This is a genomic window from Rickettsia massiliae MTU5 (assembly GCF_000016625.1).
In the GTDB taxonomy this organism is placed as follows: Bacteria; Pseudomonadota; Alphaproteobacteria; order Rickettsiales; family Rickettsiaceae; genus Rickettsia; species Rickettsia rickettsii.
Genome location: NC_009900.1, coordinates 12,319 through 29,116 on the forward strand (window position 1 = coordinate 12,319; position 16,798 = coordinate 29,116).

The window sequence follows — 16,798 nt, forward strand, 5'->3', positions numbered from 1 at the left end:
TAATTAGTAATATTAGACAAAAATACTTAATTATGATATTATGAGTGTTTATTTTTCGGTTTTTATGATCAAAATCGGCAATATTGAGCTTTCTTTAAATATTATACTAGCTCCAATGTCGGGTATTACGGATTTAGAATTTAGAAAATTGGTGAAAAGATTTGGTGCAGGGCTTGTAGTTTCTGAAATGGTAGCAAGTAGAGCAATGATTGTGGAATCTATGCAGTCACTAAAAAAAGTGCCATTATGCGTGATGATGCAACAAGTGCTTGCGTACAGAGCTAGCCCCAGGCTGTGAGCCGAATGCGATAGCAGAAGCTGCTAAAATGAGAGGGTATGGGGGCACAAATTATCGATCTTAATTTTGGCTGTCCGGTGAAAAAAGTAGTAGGCGGTTATTTAGGCTCGGCTCTAATGAGGGATGAGCAGCTGTAAAATTTTTGAAGCTACCGTTGAAGCGGTTAAGCTGCCGGTAACCGTTAAAATGCGTATGGGTTGGGATGATAATACGAAAAACGCTCCGACTTTAGCAAAAATTGCTGAAAGCTCAGGTGTTCAGATGGTTACCGTTCACGGTAGAACTAGATGCCAGTTTTATTCCGGTAATGCCGATTGGGATTTTATACGATCAGTTAAAGAATCGGTAAAGATTCTGGTTATTGCTAACGGTGATATTACTAATTTTGCTAAGGCAAAAGAAGCCCTACAAAAATCCGGTGCAGACGGTATTATGGTCGGTAGAGGAGCATATGGCAAACCTTGGCTTATTTCACAAATTGATCATTATCTTAAAACAGGTGAAGAAAAATCTGCTCCCTCTATAGCAGAGCAGCTAGATATCGTAACCGAGCATTATGAGATAATACTTGATTATTATGGTGAAATCTGTGGGCGCGTGTACCTATTGCACGTAAAAGCATATTGGCTGGTTATATGATAGTAGCGGTTTACCGAATTCAGCAGAGTTTAGAGGTGCTGTTAATTTAATGAACGATCCTCTAGCTGTAAAAGAGAAAATTGCGGAATTTTATACGAGCGTTATGGAGACAAATAAATTAAAAGAATTTTAAGTTTTATTTTTGTAATATTGTTTTTTAGTTTAAGCTATGCAAGTGAAAAAGCAGTAATTATAACTGATTATAAACCGGTATTTTTGCATGTAATTGCTGAAAAAAATAAGAATTCGTTCTTATTTAAATAATGAAAAATCATATTTCGTTTTAGTAGACCCGAATTCTTTTAAAACTGAAATAGCCCTACAAGAGCTGGTAATTTTACCTACGAATAAAATAGAAAAAGAAAATCTTCTAAAAAAATTAAGTAAAACTCCGTATATTAAAGTTTTAAATAAATATAGCTCTGCACCTTATATACAACAAAATTACGGTGCTACGAGGAGTAGCATGTATAAAGAGGATAGTTCTTGACAATTGACATGTGTCCTTCTTCCAAAAGCTTTGAAGAAGATTTTTTTAAAAAGTTCGTAGAATTATCGATCAAACTAAATAAAACTATTCCGATTGCTATATGTGTTTCAGGATTATGGATTAATAAGCATACAGAAAAAAATTCTTATGGTTATTAAAACAACAAGAAAACGGTTATTTACAAATAACATGGGTTAATCATTCATTTAGTCATCCTTATTTTAAAGATAAACCTCTTGAAGATAATTTCCTTCTTTCCAATAAAGATGATTTTGAAAATGAAGTATTAGAAGCAGGGAAAATATTAGTAAGTTATTATATTGATAATAGCTTATCATAGCTAATATAATAATTATACAAACTAAATAGAGTAACAATATGAAAAGTATTAGTAGTAAAGAAGCTCAAAATCATTTTGGGGAGTTGATGAATCAAGCAGTAAAATCACCGGTAATTATAAATACGGTAAGCCCATAGTTGTTCTTATATCACATCAAGAATATGAGAAATTTAATCAGCTTGAAGATATGTATTGGTGGGCAATGCAAGCAAAAAATGCGAGTAAAAGCGGTTTTTTATCAGAGGAAGAGAGTAAGGATTTTTTTAAATAAGATATTAAATATCTTTCTTGTAGGAAAAAGAAATGATGGAGAAGTTTATAAATTATTTAAAAGAAAAATTAAATAGTTCATAATTATAACTTAACTTTTCTAGTAGGGCTTTTATCTCTTTGAATATCAAGTTTTGTATCGAATAGCGGAGAATCTTGTAAAAAATCAATAAGGGAAGATTCTTGTGAATTTTCTTTATAATTTGTTATTATACTACATAAACGTTTATTATTATCTAATACTTCTAGATTTACTTCGATTAAAGGCGGAGTAAGTAAATGCTTAATAATTTCAGACCATTCTATTAAAATTAAATTGCCGTTTAATAATGCCTCTTCAAATCCAAGTTCATAAATTTCTTCAGGTGATTTAAGACGATACAGGTCATAGTGATATATAGTGAAGTTAGATGCTTTATTATACGTTTGCAGTAAATTAAAAGTCGGGCTTATAATGCTTGTATTTTCACCGCAAAAATATTTAATAATTTCACGACAAAAAAATGTTTTACCTGCTCCAAGGTCACCGTTAAGTAAAACTATATCATTTGGTTTTAAGCTTTGTGCTAAAAGCTTTGCAAGCTTCTTTGTCTCTTCTTCGCTATTTAGTGTATGCATTTTTTAACTTGATAAATCATTTGTAAATATTGATTCTGAAAAGTGTTGGAATCTATATTCTGCACATTCCAGTTTTCGCTATTTAATATTATTATTTTAGCGTTTAATTTGTCGTATAATCGTGAATTTTGTTCATTACTGAAAACAAGACATTTGTTATTAGACTCTTTAATTAAATCTTCTAGCTTGCTTATATATCGGAGGCTTGTTTGACTTTCGCTATATAATTTTGCAGTTTTAATATTAGTATTAAGAAAAAAATACTCGCTACTGTCACTTAATAAAATTACGTCTTTTATCGTTGCAAGCTCATTATTTTTAATCTCTTGTAGCTTATTTAATTCTTTAAGTGCTGTTGAAAGGTTATTATTAATATCTTCTTGTAGCTCAGGAAAATTTTCACTAAATATTCGTGCAAATTCCTGTAGTAAAATCACAGCATTATTAAGATCAAGCCAAATATGCCAATTATCTTTTATAGTGGTTAAAGATTTAATATCACTGATTTTTATAATGTTTTTGCTATAATTATCAATTAATTTCTCGGCAAAACCGTCAAATTGTTCATTAATATAAATTGCTATATCGGAATTTTTGACTTTTACTAAATCACTAGGTTTTAAATTATAATGATGTGGACAATCACTACTAATAGCTAAGCTCTCGATATCCGCTTTATCCTTAACAAGCATCGAAACAATACTACCGATTGGCGTAATACTTACAACTATCTTAGGCTTAGCATAGCTAGTAAGGCTGAGGAATGTAAGGAATAGTAATGCTAGGTATGTCATCATCCCTGCGAAGGCTTGCTTGCGTTGATACCAAATCGTCATTGCTAGCGACTGAAAGGAGCGTGGCAATCTTAGGATTTTGGCACGAGATTGCTTCGTCAAAATTTTCAATTTTTCCTCGCAATGACAGTGTGATGTACTAGCTCTCATAATTTCTCCAACAACTCTAATTTACTAGGTTTAAAATCCTGCTCTATCCAAAAATTTTTTAGATATTCTAGTTTTATTCCTATCTCTTTTTTTTCTATATTCATATTTAACAAATCATTACCGTTTACTTGGAATTTAGGACGTAATAACGCATCATATTTAAGGATAAATTCTTTTACTTGTGAATGATTTAATTTACCGATTATGCTGGCTGCTAATAAATATTCCTTATAATTCTTTTTTTCAAACCAAATTTTTTTCATGTTAAATTTAGCGTCATTCAGAAAGTTCGTTATTGATAATATTTGCATTGCTTCATGTTTTGAGAATTTCCAATCTAGAAAGACCTTTAAATTAAAATCTTTTTGACAATATAATAAGAGTGCATATCGAGTCACTAATTCTAATTTAAAATCATTTGCCTGCTCAAAAAATTTTATTTCATAATTTTGGATAGAGAATATTAGTTCTAATATTCCTATTTCAAACATAGCTTTTAAAATTTGTGCTGCTCTTTTTGAAACAATAATTTTATCCATTTCGCTTTTAATTCGCTCTCGTGATAAAGTTTTTAAGCCGTCTTTTAAAGCTTTACATGCTTTAAAGTTGCCATCATCAAGCTGATTCGCATAATAGCTAGAAAACCGAAAAAAGCGTAGAATTCGCAAATAATCTTCTTTAATTCTATCTAGAGCTTCCCCTATAAATACAACCTTTTCCTGCTGCAAATCCTTAAACCCTTCAAAATAATCATATATCTCGTTCTTAAAGGGACAATAGCTTAAAGCATTAATAGTAAAATCTCGTCTTGCGGCATCTTCGGCAAAATCGTTGGTGAATATTACTTTGGCATGTCTGCCGTTACATTCAATATCTTTCCTAAGAGTCGTGATCTCAAATTTTTCATTATTTAAAGTAGCCGTAATCGTGCCAAATTTTAAACCGGTCGGAATAGTTTTTATTTTAGCTCCAGATAAAATATTTGTTACTTCACTAGGTGTCAAATTAGTAGCTATATCTATATCGTAGCTACCTTTCTCAAGTCGATCTCTTGGATAACTTGCTTCTAAAGGTAATTTGTACGTCGATCCAGCAAATTCCTCTTTATTAGTTTTGTTATGCAAGAGATCTAGTAACGTATCACGTACGCAGCCACCTATAAGTCTTGCTTGTCCTTTTTCATTTAAGAGACTCAAGATTTTTCTATATCCTTTTGAGGGGATTTTTAGTATTTTGTGTGTAACTTGCATTATTCGATATTAAGCTCCCGCGGCATTTAGATTTATAATTGAGATTAATATGAATTTCGGCTTTCTCACAATGATTATCTTTATTAATGACAATTTTTTGTCCATAGTTGGTTAAAAAATATTATTCTCTAAGGTAACACCATACTATCTTTTTGTCCAAACCAATTAGCCCAGTAAGTTCTATTGAAAGCAGGTATTTTATCAGCATGTATTACTAGTTTATTTTCTCTATCTTTAACGCCTACCGCCATATGGCCATATGATTTGCATCAAATATTAATTCCGGCTTTGGGGAGTAGAACATAAATATAAAAGATATTGCCATGATTGCAAGACCAAGCAAACGCCAAGCGGTTTTCCATATACAAATCCAAAAAAGCCGAATAAAAAGAGTAATATGCTGAAATTGGTAATATAACCGAAATACCATACAGCAGCTGGTGAACTATTAAAATAGGCGGCTGATTTTATTATTATATCAATAAAGAATCCCCATAAGCTTTAGAATATCGTTATCAAACCCGATCATGGTAAAAGGCAGATCCTAGCTTTTCTATTAAATTATTATAAATATAGGAACGCACTCTATAAATAAAACTATCAAAATTTGTTTCATTACGTTCTATAATTTGCGGCTCAGACATCGCATAGCCGTTTGCTCCAATATCCGATAGATAAGCGTAAAAACCAAAATCATAATCCCCGGGTAAGTATACTATTTTGCGGCTTATAGAGCTTAGCAAGCAAAGTAATTCGGTTATTTACCCTAATTTCTTGTATATATTTTTTCGGTATACTAATTTTAACTTTTTGTAAGTTACGATTAATTTTTTCTATCTTTATACGACTTAATACTACTTATCCTCCTATATAATAGTCGGTTTTATCGATTCTATTTTACCGCTAATTTTAGTGATGATAGCTTTATAAAGCATTTCGCTATGTGTAAATTTGTCACACAATATTTAGAGATGAATATGCCAAAAATAAAAGCAATAATCACTCAGTAAATAAACTGTAAAAATATATTAGAATTTCTAGTAAAGGTTAATATTAAACAAACACAAAAAATGAAAAAATTTGTTGTAAATGAAAGTTCAAAATCAAGCGAAAATAAACAATAATACCGTAAAAATAAAACTAACAAAGTACCAAATATTTAAATTATTATACTCCGTTTCCAAAGTTATTTTAAAATATTGTAGTATTTTCTATCAAAAGTTAAAAATACATTATACGTCATATCTGTTATATTTTCAATAATTAGAACAAAATTCTCTTGTAATTATAGGTTAAGATAAATTAACTTTATATATTGCTTTTTATTAACTTATTTATTAGAAGAATATCCAACGTTTATGTATATAAAAAATTTTAATTTAAATTGAGATATTTATAATGAATAAGTTAACAGAACAACATTTACTAAAAAAATCAAGATTTTTAAAATATTCTCTGCTTGCCTCTATTTCAGTAGGAGCAATAATTGCAATACCTTTTGAGGGTATGGCGATGAGTAAAGAAGCATTTCGTATCGACCTCAGTAATAAATTGTTGAATAATTTGTCACAATTAAACGGAAACAAAGATACGACAAATACCCCGCAGCAGATAGGAACAGTAATTGTACCGGAACCGGAAATAAACACATATACTCCATCTGAAATAAGAGAAATGAAAATATCTAACAAACCTAAGGCATCTAATCCATTAAAAGATGTTCCTGTAGAGGATCATTATAAAGTGGTAGCACGTAGTAAGTCTGATGTCGGGAAAGCAAGAAAAGTACGACCAATTACTAGACGCAAAACATTTGTAGGCACTGAAAAAACAGAGCAAATTCAAAATACTTATACTCCTGAACCGACAGAACAAATGCTTCAAAAACCAGAGATTATAATAACAGCGTCTTCACCTACTGTTAGCCCAGCTTCAAATAATAGTTTTGTCACTGCACCTAATACACCAAATACTACCCTGATATCACCTGAACATTATACTACGGCACCTGGTACTCCATCATCAACACCGGTGACTCCGTATCAGTCTACTTCAGATTCTAAACCAAATGATAGTTTAGGAGCTAATACACCACCAAACACAAACTCAAAGGCAGCACGCAGATTATCGTTTAGCAGTAGCGACCCGCAACAACAGACAGTGCAATCTAGCTCGCAGGTTAAACCAGAAGTTCCTCCGAAGTCGACATTTGTACCGTTGCCTATAAAAAAAAGCAGTACTGAAATTGCAGCAGGAATGGTAAGTAATATATCACGAGTTAATGAGATGATAGGAATCAAGTTAGCTGAAGTAACACAGGCTATTCAAAAAAATACCACAGATACAAAAAATACAAAATCATTGCAGAAGTTGTATATGCAGCTAACTTCAGCACAAAAAACAATAGAAACACTCAAGTCAAAAGCTGAAAAGATAGAAACACAAATCAAAGTAGGTGGTGAAGATAAAAATAAAATAAAGAAACTTGAAAAAAAGTTAACAAGTAAAAACAATAAAGCAGATAGATTATTTCAGAAAATAGAAAAAATAGATATTCCAGCAAATAAAATTTCGATAGAATCGCAGGAAACAGTTCCGGTTACAACGGCGTCAACCCAAGTTAGTGCGTTTCAAGCACAGCAAGCAAGAATTAATGAGGCTCAGCAAGGTGTATTAGTACAAAAAAATCAACAACATATTGCTGCAGAAAAAACAAAAAAACAGCGACAAGCAGAGGATAAGCAAAGAACAGAAAGAGAAAAGAAAAAACAAGAAGCACAAAAGCAGTTATCAGAAATAAAGAAACAAGAACAAGCTATAAAAACGGCAGCAGATAAAGCTAAAGAAGTAGCTGCTAGTGCGAAAAAAGAAACAAGTAGAACGGCATTACGAACCATGCAAGATAAAATGAATGGTTATTCTGAACAATTAAATGAGATGGCAAATCTAAAGTTATTAACTCCTGCTGTTTATAATAGTTCTACCGGTTCTACTTATAAGCAGCCGCCAAAAGCAAAGCCAACCATGCCATTAAGTCATGGGGTTCAGAGAATTTTAGGTGAACAACCAGAGGATGAAGAGGAGTACTTAGTACCAATAAAAGTTCAGCAGCAACCTTATATAGTAATATTGCCGAGTCAAGAAATAGAGAACCCTAAAAGTATGGATTCAGGCTTGGGGAGCTTATCAAGCGGCACTTTAGGTAAAGAAACAGATCATTCAAAAGATATTTACGAGGCTAAGGCTTCACAATACATTAATTATTTGAATAGCATACAGCCAAATCAGTCAAATCAAGCTCAAATAGATGGTGTAATGGATAGTTTAGCGACAGAAATGAGAAAGTTAAGTGCGGATCAATTTAATCAAAAATTAGGTGAGATTGCACATCTTGCCAGTATAAAGGCATATGAAGGTTTGTTCTCGAAATTATATGACATTCAGCAAGCTAGAGTTCCGGAAACTCAAAAAGTATATGAGCAAGTGGAAATATTTCAGTCTTATGCAGAGTATGAAGAGAAGTCAAGAAAAAGCGCTACTCCAATATTATCACGCTCGTCTTCAGCTAAAAGTGACTCATCGAGGAAAAATAATGTAAGTGGAAGTATTCCGGAGATACAACAATTGCAATCAGAAAAAATGCGTACCGAAACTTTAGGTGTGCAGAATGATCTAGGGCTAGATTTACATTCACAAGAAGAACGTTTTGATTCAGGCTTTAGGAGTTTGGAAAGTCAAAATTTGTCGTCAGCCTATGATTTCGATCAACTATCAGCGAGTTGGGATGCAGCGTATAACCAAAGAATGAATACAAATGTACCTCAAGAAACTTTAACTGAAGAAAGTACCTATTCAGGTTCTAGTAAGAAAAAACAAGGTAATATAATAAAGAGAGCTGTATCAAAAGTAGGGTCAATTTTGCAAACAAATGATGCAGAGAACAGAAAAAGGAAAAGAGATGGAGAAACCTCAAAGCAAAGAACAGTAGATCAAGAGGGAGGATTTGGCCACGCCTGGGGAAATGAGAATCATAAGGAGTCTAGTTTAAGTGTAGTTAGTGGATTCACAAAAAAGGCAACTCAGCTTGTAAGCCTTTTAGATGCAAAGAGAACCACAATACTGCAAACAACCAGTCCTTCACAAAAAAAATCACTTAATTTAGTTTTACAGGAAATAGAAAATGATTACCACGAAACAATTAAAATCTCTCAAGAACTACAGCAGGTATTAATACACAAACCGGAAGATATAAAAGCATATAATGCAAAAGCAGAAAAAAAAATAGATGCTATTAAAAGCAGAGCAGATAAACACTTTAATAATATAAAAACAGATGCAGATGTTGGATTTAATCCAAATTGGGGAAATAGCCATTCTATGCCGACTGCTAATATGAATAGCTTACCAAATTTGGTTGATAGTACTATTAAAAAAGGTACACAGCCATTATCTACTATATATGAGTCGGTTAGTGATGAGAATTTAGCATCAGAAACAATATATAAGACAGAGCAACCTAAGCCATCTATAAGTTACAAGAATACTAGTAAACGAAAATTACCTATACCATTATTCAGAAGTGCCGAGCTTGACAAGAAATTAGATTATTTGGATTTAGAAGATAAACTATTAAAAGTAGAGGAAGCTAGAATAGTTAAGGAAAAGCAAGCTATTGCCAAATTGAATCAATATCGAGATCCAGAAAACCTAGAATTTAAGCGGTTAGCTGTAGAAGCACGAGACTTATCTTCAAAAGAATCACAATTAAAAGAAAAAAGGAAAGCCATAGAAGCAGCATTTTCTTTAAATGAAGAGTATTCAAGCACAGATGTATCAATATCACGTTCCTATTCAATTGGTGACATAAGCAGTTTACTTAGTGATGCAGAATCAAATCTATCCCGTTCACCTTCGGTTAGTGGCTTAGAGGATTTAAACAATTCTAATGTTATGAAATTAGGGGAATTAGAATCTAAACATGATGAAAAAATAGCCAATGATTATAAAGCTAAGGTAACTGAGAGTAAGCCGGTATTTTCATGTTCATCTTCAGTTGGTAGCATAAACAGCTTATCTAATGGTGATGATTTGAGTAGTCGTGATGTTGTAACTCCGGTAGATACTCTAACTATAGAAATTGATAAAGATTATGTAGATACCTATATAAGAGTATTAAGCAATAAAATACAAAAAATAGAAGAATTGCCTGGCTCAAGTTCTAGAAGTGAGGAACTTAATCATATTAAGGAAGCAATGGCTTATATAAGTAATCGTATACAGGATGTAGAGGAATTAGATGAAAAAATGCTTTTAGCAATGAATGCACGATTACAAGAACATGATGAAAAAATTTCTTCGTTACTTCTAGAGAAGTATACAGGCGAAGAAGCTGCAGATATTCTTGCTCAGTTATTGTTACAAGACATGTTAGTGTCGGATGGTAAATCAGAATCTACCTTACCTGCAGGAGATGAAGAACAAGAAGACACAGAAGTAACAGAAGTAAGTAGACAATTATCTTCATTACCTGCACTTGCATCAAGTAATGAGTGTGCATTAGCATTAAGTGACGATAGAGAAAAGGAATGTTTAGCATTAGGCGATGGTAGTGAAGATAAAGAAAGTTATGATTCAGGGTTTGAAGAGGAAGAAGAAACAATAGGGCAATTATCCGATTCCGATGGGGGTAATCTTAAAATAACGGAAGTTGATACGGCTATTCCTCTTGAACAGGAAGCAAAAAAAGAAATGCAAACGCAAATTTCAGAAAACGCTCCTACTTTAAATCAAGTGAAAGTTGTTAATACTATTGTAAATAATATGATTCGTAACAGATTAGATGCATCTATGAATATGTCTAATAATATGGTAGCAGTAGGAGCCGGTGATGAAGAAGAGTCTCATATAAAAAGAGGTTTGTGGATGCGTGGTATGTACGGCACTAATAATCATGGACGCGTTGAAAATATGACCGGTTATAGAGGTACTAACAAAGGTGCTACTATCGGGTTCGATGCTGAAATCGACAATAATATCGTAGGTATAGCTTATAGTAATGTTCATTCAGTATTTAAATTTAAAAATAGTAAAAATAATGATAAAGAACTTATTAATAGTCATGTGGTTTCTATTTACGGACAAAAAGAATTACCGAAAAATTTTGCACTACAAGCTTTAGTCTCTGCTTCTAAAAACTTTATTAAAGATAAAACAACTTATTCATATGGTGATACTAAAATTAGAAGTAATGTAAAACATCGTAATCATAGTTATAATGCGGAAGCATTACTGCATTATAATTATCTTTTGCAGAGCAAGCTCATTATTACCCCGAATATCGGCTTAAGATACGGGAAGTCACGAGACGGGGTATATCATGAAACCGGTATTAACGTACAAGAAATAGCTCTTACAATGAAAGAGAATAATATATTGTCCGGAATTGTCGGTACTAAAGTCACAGTACCTTTAAAAGATGCTCTAAAATTTAATAATTTAGGTCTAACATTCCAAGGAGCGGTAGAACATAATTTTAAAGAGAAAACCCAAAGAATAAATAGAGTTGTTAAAATATTTGATAATACATTCAAACATAATTATCTAATACCGAAACAACCGAAAACATCCTATAATTTAGGAACGGGTATTATAGGCAGTATCAAAAATACTACTATTTCGTTGGATTATAATTATTATCTAAATAAACATTATAGAAGTCATCAAGGTAGTGTTAAGCTTAAGGTAAACCTATAATTTTTATACTTGCAATATTTGCAAAGGTGTTGTATAAAACTTCTAACTTACTGTCATGCCGTGGTCATAGCCACGGTATGACTAAATATATCTATATTGCCAAATTAAGGCCCCTTCGTCTAGCGGTTAGGACATCACCCTTTCACGGTGGGAACACGGGTTCGAGTCCCGTAGGGGTCACCATTCTATATTTTCCTATAATATAAGATCTTAAATAATCTAATTTTTAAATTCAGAATAAAAATAATAACTTTTAATTTATAATGCTTCAAAAAATTCGGTTGAAAACGCAAAGTTCAGTTCAATTTTTATGAAGTATATTTATGAAAGCAGATGTGTTTTCTTCAAAAAATCTAGTTAACTATTCTCAAACTATAAGTGACTATCAAACAATTATAGTGTGTCTAGAAAAGCATGCCCCTTCATTTGTTCATTTAGATTTTAGCAATCTACATTTAACGCTTCCGCAGCTAGAGAAAATAGCCGCTAAAATCCAAAATAATAATTTTATCGGTAATGTATAAGCTGGGGCAAGATGCCTAATGCTTCTAGTGAGCTTGTACAAAAGATTGAAAGTAAAATTATCTTAAATAATCAAAACTATAAGCACCACCTTACGGACTTTGTCCATGGTTTATTTAGTTTACATGCTTATATGGATTCTACGGACATGATATTGTAGAGTTTGCTGTAGAAAAAGAAAATAATGAAAAGGTCAAAACCCGAAATGAACAATTAAAAGACTGGAAAGTATTTAAAATATTTAATAAGCCTGAAATAGGTAGATATTACGCAGTAGCATATGTAAATGAAAAAGTAAAACAAATGGTACTTACCTATCGAGGTACACTACATTTGAAAAATTAGATTTGCTCAAAACTAATTCACCGTTTAAAGCTCATTTTAAAAGTATTTTAGATGGGCAGATAGTGGGGGAGCAAGCGGCCGCATATGAAGCTACAAAGGAGATTACCAAATATGCTGAAGAGAATAATTATAATTTATCTTTCACAAGTCATTCTTTAGGTGTGTATGGCTCGCAGAGCTTAGTTTATATTGTGCTCATAGAGATTTTCATTATCCAAAAGCAAAGGCAATCACATTCGATAGCCCGGGTTTAGCTACAGAAAATCTTCAGCCGCAGATGTATAGCCATGAAACTACCTTTGACGTAAAGAATTTAAATATAACAAACTTATTTATCAGCTCCGAATTTTGTAAATGTCTGTAATCCGCATATTAATAAAGTATATAGATTATTTCCTAAAATTACTCCAAAGCATACAGGTAAGATAATAAATATATTAAATAAAACACCGCTAATTAAAAACTATGTGCTCCCTTGTTAGAAGGCGTATTATCATTATCCGGTTATTTACTTGATCCAATGCTAGATGCTTTTGATCCAAAAACCGGTAAACCTATAAAGTATGAGGAAGTACTAGATTGGCCTCGCATAGAATATAATCCTAAAGATAATACGCTAATAAATAAGGCACTTGATATTTATACCTTTAGCAAGCAATCTAATATATAAAAATGCTACTGCAACGACATTTGGAAGCTTCTTAGAGGTAATCGATCAGCTTATAAGCGGTAATATTGCAACCGGACAATTTTTAGAGGTTTATAAGCATTTAGAAAATAATGCCGCACAAGGTTGCCTATCAAAAGAGATCATAACCCCTGAGGGAAAATTTAAACTTTCTTACAAAGGTCATTATCGTATAAAAGAAGTAAATTTGTCTGTAGATATAGCAAATACAAATAATAAGGGCAGTAGCGATTGGTATCTAGCACACAGTTGAGCAAATTGAGTATAGATAAAAAAGAAATACCAAATTTAATAAAACAACAGTTAAAAGTAATAAAAGAACTATATGAAATAAAACCTCAATATGGCAAATATTATATATTTACAAACTTACCTAAAGTTAAAGTAGATGACTTAAGAGAGCAAATTTTAAGGTTAATTGAAGTAAGTAGGGAAGCAAAGAAAGTATTAAAAGACTGCAATGCTTATACTCCTAATGAATCAATTAAAGTTACAGAAATATAATTAGCAATTTACCCCCTTTATTAACTTATAATCTGATTGTCCGTAATGAAATATTACAACAAATAGAAGAAACTTTAAACGAAAAACGATTTGTAACAGTTAGTGCTTTCGCTGGAGCCGGTAAAACCACTCTAGCTATAAAATATGGAGATAGACAAACACAAGCGCAAAAGAAAATAGTACGTTTTATTAACGCAGATTCTGCAGACAAAGTCCTTGAAGCATATAGACAACTTGCTAAAGAATTTACTATTTACGTAATAGATGAAAAGGAAGAAAACATAATAAGATTAGTCCATGAGAGGATTGCTAATTTAAATTCAGCTATATTATTTATTTTTGATAATGTTGAAGATCATAAAGATATAGAGCATTATCTTAACAGTATAATTAATATACTTAATGATAAGGCACAAGTGATAATTACTACTAAAAATAATAATTTAAGTGATGATATAGAAAATATTATATTAGAGTCTTTTAGTAAAAAAGAAGCGATATTATATTTAAAGAAATCTCTAAAAAATAGATTAAACAAGAAAGATATTGATGATAAATTAGTAGAAGACTTTGATAGTAACACGATGCTGCATCACCTTATAGGCTATCTAAAGCAGTATTTAAAAAAGCAAATAAATTACTTAAAGTAAATGATTACATTAATTACTTTAACAATAGCAAAGATGATCATATAGAAACCGTTTTATTACTACAATTATTAGAAAAATCACCTTTAGCTTGGCAGATATTACAATATTCTGCAGATGTAGACCCTGATTTTATCAGTATAGAGATTTTCAAAGAATTATTTTTAATAGATAAAGAAAAGCTACAAGAACCTATAAAAAGGTTAGAAGCATTATCGATAATGAATCTAAAATACCAAAATAGACAAGCCGGCTTACAATTACATAGATTAATGCAATTTATAACAAAGCAATATATAAATAAATATAAAGAACATGCGATAGATGAAAAAGAGATTTATACAAGACTAGCAGAAATCTTAGATGATTTATTTCCAATATTAACAGATGTTCCAAGTGAAGACTGGGAAATTCTAAAATATTTTATCCCCATGTAGTAAAAATATTAAATGATGATATTGAAATTGATAAATGTAGAAAGGCAAATTTATATCAAAAAATGGGTTATTATAATGAATATATATTATGTAAATTTGAAGAATCGTTAAAATATTATAAGAAAGCTTTAAAAATCGATCATGAATTAGTGTGCATCCTTCTTTTATTGCTAGCTCTCTTAATAATATCGGAGTGATTTATGAAAATTAGATAATACATACGAAGCTATATAGAGTTCTATAAACAATCTTATTTAATGTACGTACAAACTTTAGGTTTAGGTCACTACAAGGCTAAAAACTTATCTCAAAAAATTGCACCAGAATTTATAAAAAATAATGAAAGAAACTAGGGAGTTTATATTACAAAGAGGCGATTTTGAGGAAGTTACATTAGAAATTAAACAAAAAATACAAAAGAATGTTTTAAATAAAATATATATTAATGCTGCTAAAGATAAGTGGAATAGTAAGTTCTCAATCTTAGGAAATTGGGGGGTGAAAGGCTATTTAGGCGATAGATATTTAGCAAAACAACTAGGAGTTTTATCTGACCTTAAAAATATAGAAATAGCTAAAATGTTATGTTTTGAAGCGATTTGCTTAGGAGCGATTAATAACAGCTCTAGTAAAAACTTCACTTGTGTAAAAGAATTTGTTAGAGCCTATCCTGAATTAACAAATAAGATAACAAACGAACATCCTGAATATTTTATTGATGGCTCGATATTACTTACGGGTATGTGTGTTAATGATGAAGCAATTTAAATTGCTAGCTAGTGGTTAGTGTGGCTATGTAGACCCTTATCCTGAGGAAAATCAGATTTATCCATTAAATTTTTAGCAATGTTACTTTCTGAAAGCTTAACTGATTGAAAATATTCGGATACAAGTTTTATCACTTCGTCACAAAATTCATCTTGTAGCTCTTTACTTGCGGTTGATTTTTGGTTTTGCATTAACTGTATAGCATCAGATTTTTTATGCTCTAAAAATTCTTCAATTTCTTTAGTTTTTTCTTGAATGATTTTCTTGGTAACTTCATTACTTTCTTCTATCATTTGAGAGCGTAAAGTTTCTAATTTCTTTATTTGTGCGTTGGTATGTTTAAAGAGCAAAGCAGCATCTTCTTTTAACTTTTCAGCTTTTAGAACTTTTTCTTGGACTTCTAAAATCTTAGCATCTAAAGAATTTAAAATGGCTTTTTTTGCCGGTCTATAAACTAAATATACAAAAATTACAAAACTAACGGCAAGCCAGAAGCTCTCATCTAGGAAATTCATTATTTTACTTTTATATTTTGTAGTAAATTCATATCTGCTTTAGTGCCGGTTATTTTTTCAATAATATTAACGGCAAGCTTTATGATTGCTGCGCTTTTATTAGTTCTAAATTGCTTAGCAGCTAAATTTATATCTTCAATGTTTTGATTTATAGCATTTTTTAAATCTTGCTCTAGATTCTTTTTTTTAATTAAAAATTCTGATTCTAAAGAGTCTATTTTTTCTTTTTTTAGCCTATCTATTTCAGTATTTGTTTTGTCTATTTCCTCGTTATAATATTTATTTAGCTTTTCTACTTCTATGGTCAATGTATCGGCTTGCGTAATATTATCTTGAATATTTGTCTGTCTATTATTAAAAATTTCTTCAGCTTTTGGAGTTATAAATTTATAAACAAAGATATACAATAAGCCGAAAGTCACGATAAGCCAAAAAATTTGTGAATGATAGGTAGCAATATCAAATTGAGGCATCTCATTTAAAAATGAATTTTAAGAAAAAATAAGTAACATAGCAATTACAAAGGAAAAAAGTCCCATTGCTTCAGCAAGACCTGCACCGATCAGAGCCATTCTTTGTAAGTTTTCTGTAGCCGAAGGGTTTCGTGCTATTGAACTAAGTAGAGAGCTAAATATATTACTAACGCCTAAAGCTGCACCGTACATGCCGATAGCCATAAATCCTGTACCAATAAATTTTAAAGAAACCATATCCATAAAAAACCTCACTTTTAATTAATCAAAAAATTTTATCTAATCATCTTTAGAAGC

The 16,798-nt window shown here is 31.3% G+C and carries 16 protein-coding genes, 1 tRNA gene and 5 pseudogenes; 13 read left to right on the forward strand and 9 right to left on the reverse strand.

The features are described from left to right. Positions 1-64 precede the first annotated feature (64 nt). The 3 genes and pseudogenes from dusB to RMA_RS10165 all read left to right on the forward strand — a co-directional run bounded on the left by dusB (position 65) and on the right by RMA_RS10165 (position 1,904). Positions 65-1,070 (forward strand): annotated as a pseudogene (dusB, locus tag RMA_RS00070) (tRNA dihydrouridine synthase DusB). Beyond that, a pseudogene (locus RMA_RS00075) lies at positions 1,055-1,749 on the forward strand (hypothetical protein); the annotation flags it as partial. The pseudogenes dusB and RMA_RS00075, both read left to right, overlap by 16 nt. A gap of 56 nt (positions 1,750-1,805) precedes the next feature. Then, on the forward strand, positions 1,806-1,904 hold the full coding sequence (locus tag RMA_RS10165) for a type II toxin-antitoxin system Phd/YefM family antitoxin (protein WP_014408094.1): 99 nt from the start codon (positions 1,806-1,808) through the stop codon (positions 1,902-1,904). Between the two features lie 217 nt (positions 1,905-2,121). Here RMA_RS10165 and tsaE read toward each other — a convergent pair whose 3' ends face one another. The 6 genes and pseudogenes from tsaE to RMA_RS00105 form a co-directional block, all read right to left on the reverse strand. Beyond that, the gene (tsaE, locus tag RMA_RS00085; RefSeq protein WP_012152339.1) at positions 2,122-2,655 is read right to left on the reverse strand and encodes a tRNA (adenosine(37)-N6)-threonylcarbamoyltransferase complex ATPase subunit type 1 TsaE; all 534 of its coding nucleotides are present in this window, start codon (positions 2,653-2,655) and stop codon (positions 2,122-2,124) included. Beyond that, positions 2,643-3,599 (reverse strand): metal ABC transporter solute-binding protein, Zn/Mn family, encoded by a 957-nt coding sequence (locus RMA_RS00090; protein WP_041404447.1) that lies wholly within the window; start codon positions 3,597-3,599, stop codon positions 2,643-2,645. The genes tsaE and RMA_RS00090 overlap by 13 nt, the downstream gene beginning before the upstream one ends. Next, entirely contained in the window at positions 3,596-4,849 is a 1,254-nt protein-coding gene (locus RMA_RS00095) for a CCA tRNA nucleotidyltransferase (RefSeq protein ID WP_041404448.1), read from the reverse strand. Before RMA_RS00095 ends, RMA_RS00090 begins: the two co-directional genes overlap by 4 nt. Positions 4,850-4,960: 111 nt before the next feature. Beyond that, a pseudogene (locus RMA_RS11840) lies at positions 4,961-5,174 on the reverse strand (hypothetical protein). 104 nt (positions 5,175-5,278) lie between these two features. Next, positions 5,279-5,390, reverse strand: a pseudogene (locus RMA_RS11845) (ComEC/Rec2 family competence protein); the annotation flags it as partial. After that, on the reverse strand, positions 5,365-5,592 hold the full coding sequence (locus tag RMA_RS00105; protein WP_041404449.1) for a hypothetical protein: 228 nt from the start codon (positions 5,590-5,592) through the stop codon (positions 5,365-5,367). The gene RMA_RS00105 and the pseudogene RMA_RS11845, both read right to left, overlap by 26 nt. Before the next feature lie 655 nt (positions 5,593-6,247). Between RMA_RS00105 and RMA_RS00110 the strand changes: the two genes are divergently transcribed. The 10 genes and pseudogenes from RMA_RS00110 to RMA_RS10365 all read left to right on the forward strand — a co-directional run bounded on the left by RMA_RS00110 (position 6,248) and on the right by RMA_RS10365 (position 15,513). Continuing rightward, positions 6,248-11,602: an autotransporter domain-containing protein gene (locus RMA_RS00110; protein WP_041404450.1), complete on the forward strand. Its 5,355-nt coding sequence runs from the start codon at positions 6,248-6,250 to the stop codon at positions 11,600-11,602. Positions 11,603-11,710: 108 nt separating this feature from the next. Next, positions 11,711-11,785, forward strand: a tRNA-Glu gene (locus RMA_RS00115). 140 nt (positions 11,786-11,925) lie between these two features. Beyond that, the gene (locus RMA_RS10330) at positions 11,926-12,126 is read left to right on the forward strand and encodes a hypothetical protein (protein WP_014408087.1); all 201 of its coding nucleotides are present in this window, start codon (positions 11,926-11,928) and stop codon (positions 12,124-12,126) included. Between the two features lie 818 nt (positions 12,127-12,944). Then, positions 12,945-13,139: a hypothetical protein gene (locus RMA_RS10335; RefSeq protein ID WP_041404451.1), complete on the forward strand. Its 195-nt coding sequence runs from the start codon at positions 12,945-12,947 to the stop codon at positions 13,137-13,139. Beyond that, complete coding sequence (locus tag RMA_RS10340) at positions 13,102-13,410, forward strand: hypothetical protein (RefSeq protein ID WP_041404452.1); 309 nt, start codon at positions 13,102-13,104, stop codon at positions 13,408-13,410. The genes RMA_RS10335 and RMA_RS10340 overlap by 38 nt, the downstream gene beginning before the upstream one ends. Before the next feature lie 5 nt (positions 13,411-13,415). Then, the gene (locus RMA_RS10345; RefSeq protein ID WP_238375487.1) at positions 13,416-13,661 is read left to right on the forward strand and encodes a hypothetical protein; all 246 of its coding nucleotides are present in this window, start codon (positions 13,416-13,418) and stop codon (positions 13,659-13,661) included. Positions 13,662-13,723: 62 nt separating this feature from the next. After that, positions 13,724-14,311: an AAA family ATPase gene (locus RMA_RS10350; protein ID WP_238375596.1), complete on the forward strand. Its 588-nt coding sequence runs from the start codon at positions 13,724-13,726 to the stop codon at positions 14,309-14,311. Positions 14,312-14,529: 218 nt separating this feature from the next. Then, positions 14,530-14,745, forward strand: coding sequence for a hypothetical protein (locus tag RMA_RS10355; protein WP_231288546.1), 216 nt, complete (start codon positions 14,530-14,532; stop codon positions 14,743-14,745). A gap of 26 nt (positions 14,746-14,771) precedes the next feature. Further along, a pseudogene (locus RMA_RS10360) lies at positions 14,772-14,956 on the forward strand (tetratricopeptide repeat protein). Between the two features lie 128 nt (positions 14,957-15,084). After that, positions 15,085-15,513 (forward strand): hypothetical protein, encoded by a 429-nt coding sequence (locus RMA_RS10365; protein ID WP_238375488.1) that lies wholly within the window; start codon positions 15,085-15,087, stop codon positions 15,511-15,513. An 8-nt stretch (positions 15,514-15,521) separates the two neighbouring features. Here the strand turns inward: RMA_RS10365 and RMA_RS00165 are convergent, their stop codons facing one another. Genes RMA_RS00165 through RMA_RS00175 form a run of 3 tightly spaced genes read right to left on the reverse strand, consistent with a single transcriptional unit; the run spans position 15,522 to position 16,744 of the window. Next, positions 15,522-16,028 (reverse strand): F0F1 ATP synthase subunit B, encoded by a 507-nt coding sequence (locus RMA_RS00165; protein WP_041404454.1) that lies wholly within the window; start codon positions 16,026-16,028, stop codon positions 15,522-15,524. Continuing rightward, positions 16,028-16,501 carry a F0F1 ATP synthase subunit B' gene (locus tag RMA_RS00170; RefSeq protein ID WP_012152344.1) on the reverse strand — a complete coding sequence of 158 codons (474 nt, stop codon included), beginning with the start codon at positions 16,499-16,501 and terminating at the stop codon, positions 16,028-16,030. Before RMA_RS00170 ends, RMA_RS00165 begins: the two co-directional genes overlap by 1 nt. 18 nt (positions 16,502-16,519) lie before the next feature. Further along, positions 16,520-16,744, reverse strand: coding sequence for a F0F1 ATP synthase subunit C (locus tag RMA_RS00175; RefSeq protein ID WP_014365151.1), 225 nt, complete (start codon positions 16,742-16,744; stop codon positions 16,520-16,522). Between the last annotated feature and the right edge of the window lie 54 nt (positions 16,745-16,798).